The sequence below is a fragment of the Salmonella sp. K21076 genome, assembly GCF_039650795.1.
Taxonomy (GTDB): Bacteria; Pseudomonadota; Gammaproteobacteria; order Enterobacterales; family Enterobacteriaceae; genus Salmonella; species Salmonella enterica.
Map to the genome: position 1 here is coordinate 142876 of NZ_JBCLYA010000044.1, position 14205 is coordinate 157080.

16 protein-coding genes are annotated in these 14205 nt (G+C 47.3%); 10 read left to right on the forward strand and 6 right to left on the reverse strand.

Features of this window, described 5'->3' with window-relative positions; translation table 11 throughout:
* Positions 1-5 precede the first annotated feature (5 nt).
* Positions 6-935 carry a transcriptional regulator HilD gene (gene hilD / locus AAYN39_RS12390; protein ID WP_000432696.1) on the reverse strand — a complete coding sequence of 310 codons (930 nt, stop codon included), beginning with the start codon at positions 933-935 and terminating at the stop codon, positions 6-8.
* Between the two features lie 315 nt (positions 936-1250).
* Between hilD and prgH the strand changes: the two genes are divergently transcribed.
* The 9 genes from prgH (at position 1251) to sprB (ending at position 7815) form a co-directional block, all read left to right on the forward strand.
* Positions 1251-2429 carry a type III secretion system inner membrane ring protein PrgH gene (gene prgH, locus AAYN39_RS12395; RefSeq protein WP_000450189.1) on the forward strand — a complete coding sequence of 393 codons (1179 nt, stop codon included), beginning with the start codon at positions 1251-1253 and terminating at the stop codon, positions 2427-2429.
* Positions 2430-2453: 24 nt separating this feature from the next.
* The gene (prgI, locus tag AAYN39_RS12400) at positions 2454-2696 is read left to right on the forward strand and encodes a type III secretion system needle filament protein PrgI (protein ID WP_001143299.1); all 243 of its coding nucleotides are present in this window, start codon (positions 2454-2456) and stop codon (positions 2694-2696) included.
* Between the two features lie 18 nt (positions 2697-2714).
* Positions 2715-3020: a type III secretion system inner rod protein PrgJ gene (prgJ, locus tag AAYN39_RS12405; RefSeq protein ID WP_000020428.1), complete on the forward strand. Its 306-nt coding sequence runs from the start codon at positions 2715-2717 to the stop codon at positions 3018-3020.
* Complete coding sequence (gene prgK, locus AAYN39_RS12410; protein WP_000621241.1) at positions 3017-3775, forward strand: type III secretion system inner membrane ring lipoprotein PrgK; 759 nt, start codon at positions 3017-3019, stop codon at positions 3773-3775. Before prgJ ends, prgK begins: the two co-directional genes overlap by 4 nt.
* Positions 3747-4346 carry an oxygen-regulated invasion protein OrgA gene (gene orgA, locus AAYN39_RS12415; RefSeq protein ID WP_077905072.1) on the forward strand — a complete coding sequence of 200 codons (600 nt, stop codon included), beginning with the start codon at positions 3747-3749 and terminating at the stop codon, positions 4344-4346. Before prgK ends, orgA begins: the two co-directional genes overlap by 29 nt.
* Positions 4303-4974 carry a type III secretion system linker protein OrgB gene (orgB, locus tag AAYN39_RS12420; protein WP_000916657.1) on the forward strand — a complete coding sequence of 224 codons (672 nt, stop codon included), beginning with the start codon at positions 4303-4305 and terminating at the stop codon, positions 4972-4974. The genes orgA and orgB overlap by 44 nt, the downstream gene beginning before the upstream one ends.
* Before the next feature lie 15 nt (positions 4975-4989).
* A complete protein-coding gene (locus AAYN39_RS12425; protein ID WP_000612184.1) occupies positions 4990-5442 on the forward strand; it encodes a type III secretion system effector protein OrgC in 453 nt (150 codons plus the stop codon).
* Positions 5443-5787: 345 nt separating this feature from the next.
* Positions 5788-6675: an invasion transcriptional regulator HilC gene (gene hilC / locus AAYN39_RS12430; protein ID WP_000243995.1), complete on the forward strand. Its 888-nt coding sequence runs from the start codon at positions 5788-5790 to the stop codon at positions 6673-6675.
* A gap of 384 nt (positions 6676-7059) precedes the next feature.
* On the forward strand, positions 7060-7815 hold the full coding sequence (gene sprB / locus AAYN39_RS12435) for a transcriptional regulator SprB (RefSeq protein ID WP_001246664.1): 756 nt from the start codon (positions 7060-7062) through the stop codon (positions 7813-7815).
* A 276-nt stretch (positions 7816-8091) separates the two neighbouring features.
* Here sprB and sitD read toward each other — a convergent pair whose 3' ends face one another.
* The 4 genes from sitD to sitA are packed head-to-tail and all read right to left on the reverse strand — an operon-like array spanning position 8092 to position 11523.
* Entirely contained in the window at positions 8092-8940 is an 849-nt protein-coding gene (gene sitD / locus AAYN39_RS12440; protein ID WP_000477918.1) for an iron/manganese ABC transporter permease subunit SitD, read from the reverse strand.
* Positions 8931-9791, reverse strand: coding sequence for an iron/manganese ABC transporter permease subunit SitC (gene sitC, locus AAYN39_RS12445; protein ID WP_001104338.1), 861 nt, complete (start codon positions 9789-9791; stop codon positions 8931-8933). Before sitC ends, sitD begins: the two co-directional genes overlap by 10 nt.
* On the reverse strand, positions 9788-10609 hold the full coding sequence (gene sitB, locus AAYN39_RS12450; RefSeq protein ID WP_000083163.1) for an iron/manganese ABC transporter ATP-binding protein SitB: 822 nt from the start codon (positions 10607-10609) through the stop codon (positions 9788-9790). The genes sitC and sitB overlap by 4 nt, the downstream gene beginning before the upstream one ends.
* Positions 10606-11523 carry an iron/manganese ABC transporter substrate-binding protein SitA gene (sitA, locus tag AAYN39_RS12455; RefSeq protein ID WP_000182930.1) on the reverse strand — a complete coding sequence of 306 codons (918 nt, stop codon included), beginning with the start codon at positions 11521-11523 and terminating at the stop codon, positions 10606-10608. The genes sitB and sitA overlap by 4 nt, the downstream gene beginning before the upstream one ends.
* 181 nt (positions 11524-11704) lie before the next feature.
* Between sitA and AAYN39_RS12460 the strand changes: the two genes are divergently transcribed.
* Positions 11705-12049 (forward strand): nitrous oxide-stimulated promoter family protein, encoded by a 345-nt coding sequence (locus AAYN39_RS12460; protein WP_001117938.1) that lies wholly within the window; start codon positions 11705-11707, stop codon positions 12047-12049.
* 61 nt (positions 12050-12110) lie between these two features.
* Here the strand turns inward: AAYN39_RS12460 and flhA are convergent, their stop codons facing one another.
* The gene (flhA, locus tag AAYN39_RS12465) at positions 12111-14189 is read right to left on the reverse strand and encodes a formate hydrogenlyase transcriptional activator FlhA (RefSeq protein ID WP_000122695.1); all 2079 of its coding nucleotides are present in this window, start codon (positions 14187-14189) and stop codon (positions 12111-12113) included.
* Positions 14190-14205: the final 16 nt, after the last annotated feature.

Here is a 14205-nt window from a genome sequence, read left to right on the forward strand (position 1 = left end):
AAATGTTAATGGTTCGCCATTTTTATGAATGTCGATGGCGTAGTTTTAAAATATTTTTTGAAACATTGAATGAAGTAGGACGTGCTGTCATAACCACATTTTAATGCTACAGCATTAACATTATGGTTGCCTATGCGTAAAAGTTTTGCTGCCTGATTCATTCTTGCCGATAAGTAGATATCGCTAAAGCTGGTACCTTCTTCTGCAAGTTTCCGTTTGAGCGTTGACGTACTCATAAATATATGATCGGCAACATCCGTAAGCTTCCACTGTCTACTGGGTGACGAAGATATAATGTTGTAAACGCGCTTCTTTAACGTTATCTGAGCCGAGCTAAGGATGATCTCATAACTCTCAGGGAGTCGGAGAAAAGCAGTAAGCAGGAACAGCAGAAAATAAGGAATTAACTCTTCATTTTCAATACAACTTTTGTTGTTACAATTACTGCAACCTTTGCTTGTATCCTTCGTACAGGAGAACGCCGTTTTCAGATGTTCAAATACCTCTCTTCTGGCAGGAAAGTCAGGTGTATAGAAGATTTTCTGCGCTTTCTCTGTGGGTACCGCCATTTTGGTTTGCTGCTCGTTTGGGATAAGTGCATAGAGAGCGCCAAGTCGTTGCGTCGGTATCTCGAGTATATCGAAATCCATGTGGCCATTGACCTCTTCAAGCGTCACGTTAACTACCTGCTCTTTTTTGAGCACCAACATCCCAGGTTCGTCACAGTAAATCGTATCGTGATTATTGCTAATCGTCAGTTTACCGCTCCGAAAGCAAACTAAAGTGAAACTGCTTACATAAAGATTTTTGATGGTAACCTGCTGAGTCTGACTTTTAATTTGCTGCTGGGTATTTGTCAAAAGTGATTTTAATTTCTGTAAGTTATCTGCGGCAGGACGCTGATGACTATTACTTACAAAGGTTACATTTTCCATATTATCCCTTTGTTGATGTTATTTTAATGTTCCTTACTGGTATCCTACTGAAAAAATCTGAGTTGTAAATGCTCTTTATTAGCGTGTGTTGGCAATGGTCTGATTGTTACACCAAAAGAACCCAAATTTGGGTAATTTATCTACAGTAGTTTAAGCCCCAATGGGGATGATGGTTCTTTTAATATGTGTTGAGACGCATTATACAGAATAAATTGATTTTATTTCTCACTTTTCATTCTATTTTCATCAGGAATCCCTGTGTCCTGTGCGGTAATCTGCTGCTATCGAGAACGACAGATATCGCTAACAGTATATATGGAAACATCAAAAGAGAAGACGATAACAAGCCCAGGGCCATACATAGTTCGATTACTTAACAGCTCACTGAACGGCTGTGAGTTTCCATTGCTGACAGGCCGAACACTCTTTGTGGTAGGTCAGAGTGATGCGCTCACTGCTTCAGGCCAACTCCCTGATATACCTGCCGATAGCTTTTTTATCCCGCTGGACCATGGCGGAGTAAATTTTGAAATCCAGGTGGATACGGATGCGACCGAAATTATACTCCATGAGCTGAAAGAAGGAAATCCTGAATCTCGTTCGGTGCAATTAAATACGCCAATACAGGTCGGTGAATTGCTTATCCTGATTCGCCCGGAAAGCGAGCCGTGGGTGCCCGAGCAGCCTGAGAAGTTAGAAACGTCTGCAAAAAAGAACGAGCCGCGTTTTAAAAACGGAATTGTAGCAGCACTGGCCGGGTTTTTTATATTGGGAATTGGGACGGTGGGGACGTTATGGATACTTAACTCGCCGCAGCGGCAGGCCGCAGAGCTCGATTCGTTATTGGGGCAGGAGAAGGAGCGCTTTCAGGTGTTGCCAGGACGGGACAAAATGCTCTATGTCGCTGCGCAAAATGAAAGAGATACGCTGTGGGCTCGTCAGGTTTTAGCGAGGGGCGATTATGATAAAAATGCGCGAGTGATTAACGAAAACGAAGAAAATAAGCGTATCTCTACCTGGCTGGATACCTATTATCCGCAGCTGGCTTATTATCGGCTTCATTTCGATGAGCCGCGTAAACCCGTTTTCTGGCTAAGCCGCCAGCGAAACACGATGAGCAAGAAAGAGCTCGAGGTGTTAAGTCAAAAGCTGAGAGCGCTAATGCCTTACGCGGATTCGGTTAACATCACATTGATGGACGATGTTACCGCCGCAGGCCAGGCGGAAGCGGGGCTAAAACAGCAGGCGTTACCTTATTCCCGCAGGAATCATAAGGGGGGCGTAACGTTTGTTATTCAGGGGGCGCTCGATGATGTAGAAATACTCAGAGCCCGTCAATTTGTCGATAGCTATTACCGCACATGGGGAGGACGCTATGTGCAGTTTGCGATCGAATTAAAAGATGACTGGCTCAAGGGGCGCTCATTTCAGTACGGGGCGGAAGGTTATATCAAAATGAGCCCAGGCCATTGGTATTTCCCAAGCCCACTTTAATTTAACGCAAATAAGGAAGTCATTATGCCAACATCTTGGTCAGGCTATCTGGATGAAGTTTCAGCAAAATTTGATAAGGGCGTTGATAATCTACAAACGCAGGTAACAGAGGCGCTGGATAAATTAGCAGCAAAACCCTCCGATCCGGCGCTACTGGCGGCGTATCAGAGTAAGCTCTCGGAATATAACTTGTACCGTAACGCGCAATCGAACACGGTAAAAGTCTTTAAGGATATTGATGCTGCCATTATTCAGAACTTCCGTTAATCAGTTATAAGGTGGATTATGTCGATTGCAACTATTGTCCCTGAGAATGCCGTTATAGGGCAGGCGGTCAATATCAGGCCTATGGAAACGGACATTGTCTCGCTGGATGACCGGCTACTCCAGGCTTTTTCTGGTTCGGCGATTGCCACGGCTGTGGATAAACAGACGATTACCAACAGGATTGAGGACCCTAATCTGGTGACGGATCCTAATGAGCTGGCTATTTCGCAAGAGATGATTTCAGATTATAACCTGTATGTTTCTATGGTAAGTACCCTTACTCGTAAAGGAGTCGGGGCTGTTGAAACGCTATTACGCTCATGATTCGTCGATATCTATATACCTTTCTGCTGGTAATGACCCTTGCCGGCTGTAAGGATAAGGATCTTTTAAAAGGACTGGACCAGGAACAGGCTAATGAGGTCATTGCCGTTCTGCAAATGCACAATATAGAGGCGAATAAAATTGATAGCGGAAAATTGGGCTATAGCATTACCGTTGCTGAGCCTGATTTTACCGCTGCGGTGTACTGGATTAAAACTTATCAGCTTCCTCCCCGGCCACGGGTGGAAATAGCGCAGATGTTCCCGGCGGATTCGCTGGTATCGTCTCCGCGAGCTGAAAAGGCCAGGTTATATTCGGCTATTGAACAGCGACTGGAACAGTCATTACAGACGATGGAGGGCGTGCTCTCCGCCAGGGTCCATATTAGTTATGATATTGATGCTGGTGAAAATGGCCGTCCGCCAAAACCTGTTCATCTGTCGGCATTAGCCGTATATGAACGAGGTTCGCCGCTTGCGCATCAGATCAGCGATATCAAGCGTTTCTTAAAGAATAGTTTTGCCGATGTGGATTATGACAACATTTCTGTTGTGTTGTCAGAACGTTCTGATGCCCAATTACAGGCTCCCGGCACACCAGTAAAACGTAATTCTTTTGCAACCAGTTGGATTGTGTTGATTATTTTGTTATCCGTGATGTCAGCAGGCTCTGGCGTCTGGTATTACAAAAACCATTATGCCCGCAATAAGAAAGGCATAACGGCTGATGATAAGGCGAAATCGTCAAATGAATAGGCAGCCATTACCCATTATCTGGCAAAGAATCATTTTTGATCCGTTATCGTATATCCATCCTCAGCGGTTGCAGATAGCGCCGGAAATGATTGTCAGACCCGCCGCCAGGGCGGCGGCAAATGAGTTAATACTGGCGACATGGCGGCTTAAGAACGGAGAAAAGGAGTGTATTCAAAACTCACTGACGCAGCTGTGGCTGCGTCAGTGGCGCCGACTGCCGCAAGTAGCGTATTTACTCGGTTGCCATAAACTGAGAGCCGATCTGGCAAGGCAGGGAGCCTTGCTTGGCCTGCCGGATTGGGCGCAAGCATTTTTGGCAATGCATCAGGGAACAAGTTTATCCGTTTGCAATAAGGCGCCGAATCACAGGTTTTTACTTAGCGTCGGGTATGCACAGTTAAATGCCCTGAATGAATTTTTACCTGAATCTTTAGCACAGCGTTTTCCTTTGCTTTTTCCTCCATTTATTGAGGAGGCATTGAAGCAGGATGCTGTAGAAATGTCAATTTTGCTACTGGCCTTACAATATGCTCAAAAATATCCCAATTCCGTCCCCGCTTTCGCCTGTTGAGGGGATACTGATAAAGCGTAAAACGCTGGAACGTTATTTCTCTATTGAAAGATTAGAACAGCAGGCGCACCAACGGGCTAAGCGTATTTTGCGAGAGGCGGAAGAAGAGGCAAAGACCTTGCGGATGTACGCCTATCAGGAAGGTTACGAGCAGGGAATGATAGACGCGTTACAGCAGGTCGCCGCTTATCTTACTGATAATCAGACAATGGCCTGGAAGTGGATGGAAAAAATACAGATTTATGCCCGCGAGTTATTTTCAGCAGCGGTCGACCATCCCGAAACGCTTTTAACCGTCCTGGATGAGTGGCTAAGGGATTTCGATAAGCCGGAGGGGCAACTTTTTTTAACACTGCCAGTTAATGCGAAAAAAGAACACCAAAAACTGATGGTGTTGCTTATGGAGAACTGGCCTGGCACTTTTAATCTTAAATATCATCAGGAACAGCGCTTTATCATGAGTTGCGGCGATCAGATCGCAGAATTTTCACCTGAACAATTTGTTGAAACAGCAGTAGGCGTCATTAAGCATCATCTTGATGAACTTCCACAAGACTGCCGGACGATTTCTGATAACGCCATTAACGCACTTATTGATGAATGGAAGACAAAAACGCAAGCATTGTAAAATGGAGGTTATAAGGTGATACCGGGTACGATTCCGACTTCTTATTTGGTCCCGACAGCGGATACTGAAGTGACGGGTGTGGTTTCGTTGAGTGCCAGGGCCGCTATGCTGAATAATGTGGATAGCGCGCCTTTAAGCAATGGCGGCGACGTTGATCTTTATGATGCATTCTACCAACGACTTTTGGCGCTTCCTGAGTCAGCCTCTTCTGAAACGCTTAAAGATAGCATTTATCAAGAGATGAATGCCTTCAAAGATCCTAAAAGTGGTGATTCGGCTTTTGTTTCTTTTGAGCAGCAAACGGCTATGCTACAAAACATGTTAGCAAAAGTTGAACCGGGCACCCATTTATATGAGGCTTTAAACGGGGTATTAGTTGGTACAATGAATGCACAGTCACAAATGACCTCCTGGATGCAGGAGATTATTTTATCGGGCGGGGAAAACAAAGAGGCAATTGACTGGTGAACCCCCCATTGCTGGCGATTTGTGATAAGGTATGGTGTATATATCAGCAAATAATGCAGAAAATGCACCATGCCAGTGTATCTATCTTATTGATGTATATGGATTATTAAGGTATCTGCCAGGCGTTTTATTCTGAAAGGATTATATTAATATTGTAAGCTTTTATTACAAAATTGTGCATAAAGTTTGTAAGGGTATCTTTTTGTGACGAAATGAACGCGCTTTGGAATGTAATTATTGGCTATAATAATAAAAAAATCGGATTTAAATCATCTCTGTGAGTTTTAATTATTTGTTTATAAGAATATAACGATTTTGAGTTCCTTATAGCACACAGGATAAAATATGGTATTGCCTTCAATGAATAAATCAGTTGAGGCCATTAGCAATAATCACCTTCAACAACCGAACAAATTTCCATTAATAAATGGATTAGCTGACGTAAGAGACTATTATGTCGCAAACTGCTTATTGTTTAAACTTAATAAAGGCAGTTTGCGAATTGAAAACGAATTTGGGGAGTTCATCGAACAATCTGCGCTGTGTTTATTTTTATTGGAAAAAGATCAAACAATCACGCTTAGTATGAGCGAAATAGAAGGACATATTGATTTTTCTTCACTGGAAGTTTCCTATGACTTAATGCAAAAATTCTACAAAGTTTTTTACAGTACAAGAAACTATAATGATCGAGAGCTATCATTAAAAACGAAACCAAAGTATTTTTTTCATGCGGACTTGTTGCCAGGGATGAGTGATACTTTTGACTCTATTTTGCATGGTGTCGCATGTCCACGGGTTTGTAGTAATGTGAGTATTGATGATCATGATTATTCATATTTCTCATTGATGTATCTTATATCGGCATTTGTACGTAAGCCCGGTGGGTTTGATTTCCTTGAGCGAGCAATAAAAATTACAACAAAAGAGAAAGTTTATAACATTATTATCAGCGATCTCACCCGCAAATGGTCACAGGCTGAGGTGGCAGGAAAGCTGTTTATGAGCGTATCAAGTCTGAAGCGAAAACTGGCCGCTGAAGAGGTGAGTTTTAGCAAAATATACTTGGATGCTCGTATGAATCAGGCTATAAAATTATTACGTATGGGTGCTGGAAATATTTCACAAGTCGCGACGATGTGTGGCTATGATACGCCTTCTTATTTTATCGCTATTTTTAAACGGCATTTTAAGATTACACCGCTTAGCTTTATGCGTACAATGAACCATTGATTTGTGAAATTATTTTAAACGTTACTATCTGTTTGCGTTACAGATACCAAATATTTTTTTAATCGTAGTGTATATTTCAGTATCGCTACACCAGTGATATGTAGCTAATGAAAGGGAACCGAAAGCGTTCATTGTCAGACATACATGGCCACAAGGCGTCAGGCAATCGTTGTACTCTAAGAGATTACAGTAAAGTAAAACAGCAAATTTAATCATTATCAGATTTGTAAAAGGAATTCATTTCGGTAACGACATTGCGCATGTAATAACGTATCTGGTCTTATTACCTTTGTAGTAAGAGGGCGTTATCTACTTGCGCAGTAGTCGCCCAGGAAGAAAAATCATTACCGAAGCTGTGGTCAGTTTTCAAAAAAGGATAAATAAATGAGAAATGTAATTATATACGGTATTAACTGGACTAATTGTTATGCCCTACAGTCTATTTTTAAGCAAAAATATCCGGAAAAGTGCGTTAAAACGTGTAACTCATTAACCGCACTTTTGCATTCTCTATCCGATATGCCGGACGCCGGGCTGATTTTAGCTTTGAACCCGCATGAGCATGTTTATCTTTTTCATGCGTTGCAGGCGCGGTTGCAGAACCGTAAAGTTTTGGTAGTGGCAGATCGCTTGTATTATATCGATCGCTGTGTGCTGCAATATTTTGGCGTTATGGATTATGTTTTAAAAGACGAACTATCCTGCGCTATCCGCTCGGAGCGAGAGAAGCTCCGTCTTCCGGAAGCCTGGCTGCGTTTCTGCCACAGGCCACAAAAGAAAACCGTGGCTGCTACGTATGCTTTTAATGCCGGCGAGACGCCGGAAGAGGTATTGTTTAATATCAATCAATACGCCTGGTGGAATCTACCTCCCGGTGTCACGCAGGCGAAATATGCGCTGCTGATATTATTATCCTCCGGACATCCGGCAATTGAACTGGCGAAAAAATTTGGTCTGGGAACAAAAACCGTCAGTATTTATCGTAAGAAGGTTATGTATCGTTTGGGGATGGACTCTTCACCGCTATCTCTGTTTCGGGGACTGAAACTAGACGCGCATTTACAGCGCACTGCTTTTGCACATAACCCTGCTGTACCTGACGATAATTGCGCGTTACCGATTGCAGTAGGAATGAATTAAACTATTTTTTATGTGACAATCACTCTCTTGTATTACGTGTAGTTATAAATTTATTTTTTGCTGGGATATTACAGATCTTGTGAGTAATAATCACATTATGCTGGGTTAGCCAAACTCTGAAAAAATTTCGAAACAGGAAAAACATGGGGAGTAAAGCAGCTTATCTTTACGCTTGTTGTAAAGAAATTTAAAGATAGCTGCTTACCATACTGACCAACAACAGATATAGGGTGGCTTTCTACTACAACTGTCGTATTTATTTTCTGAACGCTGCTGTTAACCTTGCGCCTCTGGTACGATTTCATTACGCCTGTCGCGCCATGTTGCGTAAATAAATACCGCAATAAACACGATGGCAAATAATACCACGATGGTCGGCGCTGGCGCGCTATCAAGATAAAAAGACAGATAGACGCCCGCAAAAGCGGTAATAACTGACAGACTCACCGCTAATCCCAGCGCGCGCGCAAAGCGTCGCGTCAGCAAAATGGCAATTGCGCCGGGGGCGATAAGCAATGAAATCGACAGAATAATGCCCACCGATTTCAGCGTGGCGACGATAGTCAGCGCAATCATACATAGCAGGCCATAATGCAGTAGCGTCGTATTCAGCCCGCTGGCTTTCGCCTGGTGCGGGTCAAAAGCGTGTAGCAGGAGATCTTTCCATTTCAGCCCTATGATTAACGCAATACCCAGTGCAATAACCGACGTTTGTACGATATCCCCCAGCGATACGCCCAGCATATCCCCAAACAGGATGTGATCCAGATGCACTTCCGATTGAATAGAAACATAGAGCACCAGACCTGCGCCAAACATCCCGGAAAAGACGATGCCCATCACCGTATCACGTTTGATGCGGCTGTTATCGTCCAGATAACCGGTGGCGATAGCGCAAAATAATCCGGCAATGAAAGCGCCAATCGCCAGGGGAATCCCCACAATATATGCCAGCACGACCCCGGGGAATACCGCATGACTCATTGCGTCGCCCATTAACGCCCAGCCTTTTAACACTAAAAACACGGACAGCAAGGCGCAGGGAATCGCCACAATGACCGAAACCATAAGGGCGTTCACCATAAAATCAAACTGAAAGGGTTCCAGTAACGTTGCTAAGAACATGTCGGCTCCTTCTGCAGGCGGGCGCGTCGACGGTTGGCTAACAGACCGTGTTTCGGGGCGAAAATAAAGGCCGTGATGAACAGTAAGGTTTGCATGACGACAATAATTCCGCCAGTGGCGCCATCCAGCCAGTAGCTAAGCCATGCGCCCAGAAAACTGGTCAGGCTGCCAATCACGACGGCAATCATGAGCAGACGTGGAAAACGGTCGGTGAGTAACCAGGCCGTCGCGCCCGGCGTGACGACGAGACAGATCACCAGGAACGCCCCAACGGTTTGCAGGGCCGCCACGGTAGAGACGGACAATAGAGTGAAAAACAACAATTTTAGTCGACCCGGATTAAGCCCGATAGAACGCGCATGGGTCTCATCGAAAAAGACGACCATCAGATCTTTCCACTTTAACAGCAGAATCGTCAGCGAGACTGCGCCGATAATCGCCAGTTGCGTAATATCCGCTGGCGCGATCGCCAGCACGTTGCCGAGAATAATCGTCTGGATATTCACCGACATCGGATTGAGCGACACCATAAAAAGGCCGACGCCAAAAAAAGAGGAGAAGATAAGCCCGATAATCGCGTCTTCTTTCAGGCGTGAGCGTTGGTTAAGAAAGAGCATACTGCCTGCCGCCAGTCCGCCGGAAAGAAACGCGCCGAGCGAGAAGGGCAGCCCTAACATCCAGGCGCCAGCGACGCCAGGCACAATAGAGTGAGATAGCGCATCGCCAATGAGCGACCAGCCTTTGAGCATCAAATAGCAGGAGAGAAACGCGCAAAGACCGCCCACCATCGCGGAGACCCACATCGCGTTGAGCATATACTGGTAGCCAAACGGCTCAACAAGCCAGTTCATGACGATTTTCCTCCGCTGGCCACGCGTCGGGAAATAAAGGGGCGCTCGTCATCGGTGATGATGTGCTCTTCACCTCCGCTTAGCGCGATATGACGTAGAACGCCGCTAAACGCCAGTTCCAGATTCGCGGCGGTAAACGTGGTTTCGGTAGGGCCGCTGGCCAGTACGGTTCCTTTAATCATTACCGTATAGTCGCAAAATTCGGTGACGGAGCCGAGATTATGCGTTGAGACCAGCATCGTGCGGCCTTCATCGCGCAGTTCCCGCAGTAGATCGATGATTCGCGCTTCGGTTTTTACATCCACGCCGGTAAAAGGTTCATCCAGCAGGATTACCTGTCCATCCTGAGCGATGGCCCTGGCAAGAAACACACGTTTTTTCTGCCCGCCGGACAGCTCGCCAATCTGCCTGTGACGATATTCCTGCATATCCACCCGCGCCAGCGCGGCGTCAACACAGGCGTGATCATGCGCTGTGGGACGGCGTAGCCAGCCCATATGACCGTAGCGTCCCATCATCACCACATCTTCTACCAGTACCGGAAATGACCAGTCCACTTCTTCCGATTGTGGAACATAAGCAATGAGGTTTTTTTTCAGCGCCTGGTTGACTGACTGTTGCAGGATAGTGATATCGCCCCGCGCAAGATGCACAAAGCCCATTAACGCTTTAAATAACGTAGACTTACCGGAACCATTTACGCCTACCAGCGCGGCGATTGAACCGCCAGGCACCTGAAAAGTAGCGTCCCGTAGGGCGGTATGACCGTTGCGATACGTCACCGTGACTTGATCAACGGTAATCGCAGATTGACTCATTGTTGACTCCTCAGTCCGTCGTTAATGCCGTTGACGATGGTTTCGGTCGTGACGCGCAGCAGATCCAGATAGGTTGGCACAGGGCCGTCAGCGGCGCTCAGAGAATCGACATACAGTACGCCGCCATAATGCGCGCCGGATTCACGCGCGACCTGGCGGGCGGGTTTATCGGAAACCGTACTCTCGCTAAAGATGGCGGGAATATGGTGCTTTTTAATGGTATCAATCACTTTACGCACCTGTTTTGGCGTCCCCTGTTGATCGGCGTTAATTGGCCAGAGATAAAGCTCTTTCATGTCGTTATCGCGCGCCAGGTAAGAGAACGCGCCTTCACTGGTGACCAGCCAGCGCTGATCGGCGGGAATTTTTTCCAGCTCGGCACGCAACGGATCGGCCATCTGGCGAATTTTCGCTTTATAGCGTTCGGCATTTTGCTTATAGATCTGCGCATTATCCGGATCGTACTTCACCAGGGCGTCGCGAATGTTATCGACATAAATCAGCGCGTTTTCTGCCGACATCCAGGCGTGCGGGTTCGGTTTACCGTTATACGGGCCTTCGGTAATGCCCATCGGTTTGACGCCGGTGGAGACGACGACTTCCGGTACACCGGAAAGGTGCTGATAAAAGCGGGCGAACCATCGCTCCAGGTTCAGACCATTCGCGAGGATAAGCTGTGCCCCCTGCGCTCGTTTAATATCGCCGGGCGTTGGCTGATACTCATGGATTTCAGCGCCGGGCTTGGTAATCGAGCTGACTTCCGCTGCGTCGCCCGCCACGTTTTTCGCCATGTCGGCAATAACGGTAAACGTGGTGATGACTTTAAATTTCTCTTTTGCATAGGCTGGCGATAGCGCGAGTATCGCGACAATACCGGCAATCAGGAGTGTTTTTAGACGATGTAGATTCGTCATAGTATCCCTCGCAACAATGTGGTTAATTAATCATCGAATATAGCCTTTGCTATGTTATATAGCACAAGGCATGAATAAATGAAAATAATTCTTATTTGCGTAATGGCGACGATATGCAGTGATAGTGCTAAAGAGGGATAAGGTGTAAAATAAATGCATCTTAATGTTCGGAGAGAGCACGATGCCTGGTAAACGTATCGCTCGTGAAAAACTGACGATCAAAAAAATGATCGCGCTGTATGAAAGCCAGTGTCCACAGGCGTCAGCGGTGCAGGGGCATTACGACGCGCTGTTCGCCTACGCGCAAAAACGTCTTGATAAATGCGTATTTGGCGAGGAAAAACCCGCCTGTAAGCAGTGCCCGGTGCACTGCTATCAGCCGGCTAAACGCGAGGAGATGAAGCAGATTATGCGTTGGGCAGGTCCGCGAATGCTTTGGCGGCATCCTGTCCTGACCGTGCGGCACCTTATCGACGATAAGCGCCCCGTTCCAGAATTGCCGGAAAAATATCAGCGCAAGAAGTGAAGGGGAAGCGCCAGGCCTACGGCGCGCATCATCTCCAGGCCGGATCAGATCCGGCAACCCGTTACGCTAACGCGTCTTTATCAATACCCAATCGCTTCATACGCGACAGCAGGGGGGTTCGTTTAAGCCCCAGACGCTGCGCCGCGCCTTTTGGTCCAGCCACTACGCCATTGGTCTCTTTCAGCACGCGTATAATAAGCTGATATTCATCTTCGCCTTCTTTGGCGCTTTCAGTCGCAACAGGCGAGGTATCGGGCGTTACGGCAGTCATATCCGGCAGCGACAGTTGTAGCACATTGCCGCGCGTCAGCAGCACGGCGCGCTCGACGACATTCTCCAGTTCGCGAACGTTCCCCGGCCATTCCATACCGCTGAGCGTGCGCAGCGTTTCGGCGGGAATGCTGTCGATATTACGCCCCATTCGGCGGGCGATTTTGAAGGTAAACGCTTTGACCAGCAGTGGAATATCTTCCGGACGTTCGCGTAACGGAGGAAGCTGAATCGGAAAAACATTCAGCCGATAGTAGAGATCGTTATGGAATTCGCGATCGGCGACCATTTTTTTCAGATCGCGGTTAGTCGCGGCGATCAGCCGCACGTCGGTCTGGATCAGTTTATTGCTGCCGAGACGTTCAAACTCTTGCTCCTGAAGGACGCGCAGCAGCTTAGGCTGTAGCTCCAGCGGCATGTCGCCCACTTCATCCAGAAACAGCGAGCTTTTATCCGCCAGCTCGAAACGGCCAATCCGCTGCGCGCTGGCGCCGGTAAACGCGCCGCGCTCATGACCAAACAGATCGCTTTCCAGCAGCCCCGCCGGCATCGCGGCGCAGTTCATCTTTACCATTCTGCGCCCGCTACGTCCGCTCAGGTTGTGAATGGCGCGGGCAATCAACTCTTTACTGGTTCCCGTTTCGCCCAGAATCAGCACGGTACTGTCGCTCTGCGCCACCATCTCAACCTGCTTTAGCACGTTGTACATCGCTTCGCTGCGCCCGATGATCTCGCCAAACTCGCTGTCGACGTTATTAAGCTGCTCCGTGAGCGCCAGATTTTCGTCGACCAGGCGTTCCTTCAGACGGTGGATTTCCTGATAGGCCAGCGCATTATCCACGGCAATGGCTACCCGTTCGGCAATCTGACGTAGCAGCTTGAGGTTGGCGGTGGTAAACACTTTTTCTTCGCACTGGGCCAGTTTGAGCACGCCAAGCATCGTCTTGCCGGACATCAACGGCAGCAGGCAAAGCGTCTGGATCTGATTGCCCCAGGTATCGAACAGCATTCGTTCGTAGGGGGCAAGCGGATCGCGTTCGTTGAGGTTGATAAGCAGCATCTCTTTACTTTTAAAGACGCGCTCCGTGAGCGTGCCGGCTTCGTCGACTTCGCTCTGTTCGTGCGCCGGATGATGCTCATCAAGGTAGTGAGTGGAGTAGATATTCAGCTTATTTTTGCGATGGCTGCGCAACACGATGCTGATCGCGTCGATATTGAAATAGTGGTGGATCTCTTTTGCGACTTCGCTTACCAGCTCATTAATATCCAGACGCGACAGGACGGCGTTGGTAATCGCAACCAGAATACGGAAGTTATCGCGTTCGCGGCACAACAGATCATAATCGACATTATTGTTTACCCGGTTTTGAATTTGCTCGGCGACCACGCCGACAATTTGGGTAAACGTATGCAGACGGTCATATTCCTTTTCACTCCAGGGGCGATCTTCCTGACGGATGAATTCGCAGCCGCCGAAAATACGGCCCTCCGCGGCTAAAGGAAGCAGACAGTAATGACCAAATTCAGGGTAGAGGCCGCTCGCGGCAAGCTGCGGCCAGGTTTCGGTAAACTCATGGAAATTACAGTGCAATGCATCGGGGCGAGAAAGGATGCGACGTACCGGGCCGTGCGCCAGTACGGTTTCATCTTCATATTCAACAGGACGGCCATTTTCTCGCGTCGCATAATATTGTGCGCGTTGCGACTGCGCCTGCCATAGCACAATGCCGGCGCTGTCGGCGAGCGCTGAACGCTTTACCAGTTGCGAAAGCGCTTCACTGAGCGACGCCAAATCGGGCTGCTGCAATAAGGTACGAGTGATATCGAACAAGCCTTGCTGTCCAAGATCGCTCATGGGTGTATACGACATGTTGCTTTTCCAGGAA

Coding starts and splice junctions, on each gene's coding strand:
- orgA (WP_077905072.1), top strand. CDS start 3,747: ATGATAAGGCGAAATCGTCAAATGAATAGGCAGCCATTACCCATTATC.
- prgJ (WP_000020428.1), top strand. CDS start 2,715: ATGTCGATTGCAACTATTGTCCCTGAGAATGCCGTTATAGGGCAGGCG.
- sitD (WP_000477918.1), bottom strand. CDS start 8,940: ATGTTCTTAGCAACGTTACTGGAACCCTTTCAGTTTGATTTTATGGTG.
- sitC (WP_001104338.1), bottom strand. CDS start 9,791: ATGAACTGGCTTGTTGAGCCGTTTGGCTACCAGTATATGCTCAACGCG.
- prgK (WP_000621241.1), top strand. CDS start 3,017: ATGATTCGTCGATATCTATATACCTTTCTGCTGGTAATGACCCTTGCC.
- AAYN39_RS12460 (WP_001117938.1), top strand. CDS start 11,705: ATGCCTGGTAAACGTATCGCTCGTGAAAAACTGACGATCAAAAAAATG.
- hilD (WP_000432696.1), bottom strand. CDS start 935: ATGGAAAATGTAACCTTTGTAAGTAATAGTCATCAGCGTCCTGCCGCA.
- prgI (WP_001143299.1), top strand. CDS start 2,454: ATGCCAACATCTTGGTCAGGCTATCTGGATGAAGTTTCAGCAAAATTT.
- prgH (WP_000450189.1), top strand. CDS start 1,251: ATGGAAACATCAAAAGAGAAGACGATAACAAGCCCAGGGCCATACATA.
- hilC (WP_000243995.1), top strand. CDS start 5,788: ATGGTATTGCCTTCAATGAATAAATCAGTTGAGGCCATTAGCAATAAT.
- orgB (WP_000916657.1), top strand. CDS start 4,303: ATGCTCAAAAATATCCCAATTCCGTCCCCGCTTTCGCCTGTTGAGGGG.
- sprB (WP_001246664.1), top strand. CDS start 7,060: ATGAGAAATGTAATTATATACGGTATTAACTGGACTAATTGTTATGCC.
- sitB (WP_000083163.1), bottom strand. CDS start 10,609: ATGAGTCAATCTGCGATTACCGTTGATCAAGTCACGGTGACGTATCGC.
- flhA (WP_000122695.1), bottom strand. CDS start 14,189: ATGTCGTATACACCCATGAGCGATCTTGGACAGCAAGGCTTGTTCGAT.
- sitA (WP_000182930.1), bottom strand. CDS start 11,523: ATGACGAATCTACATCGTCTAAAAACACTCCTGATTGCCGGTATTGTC.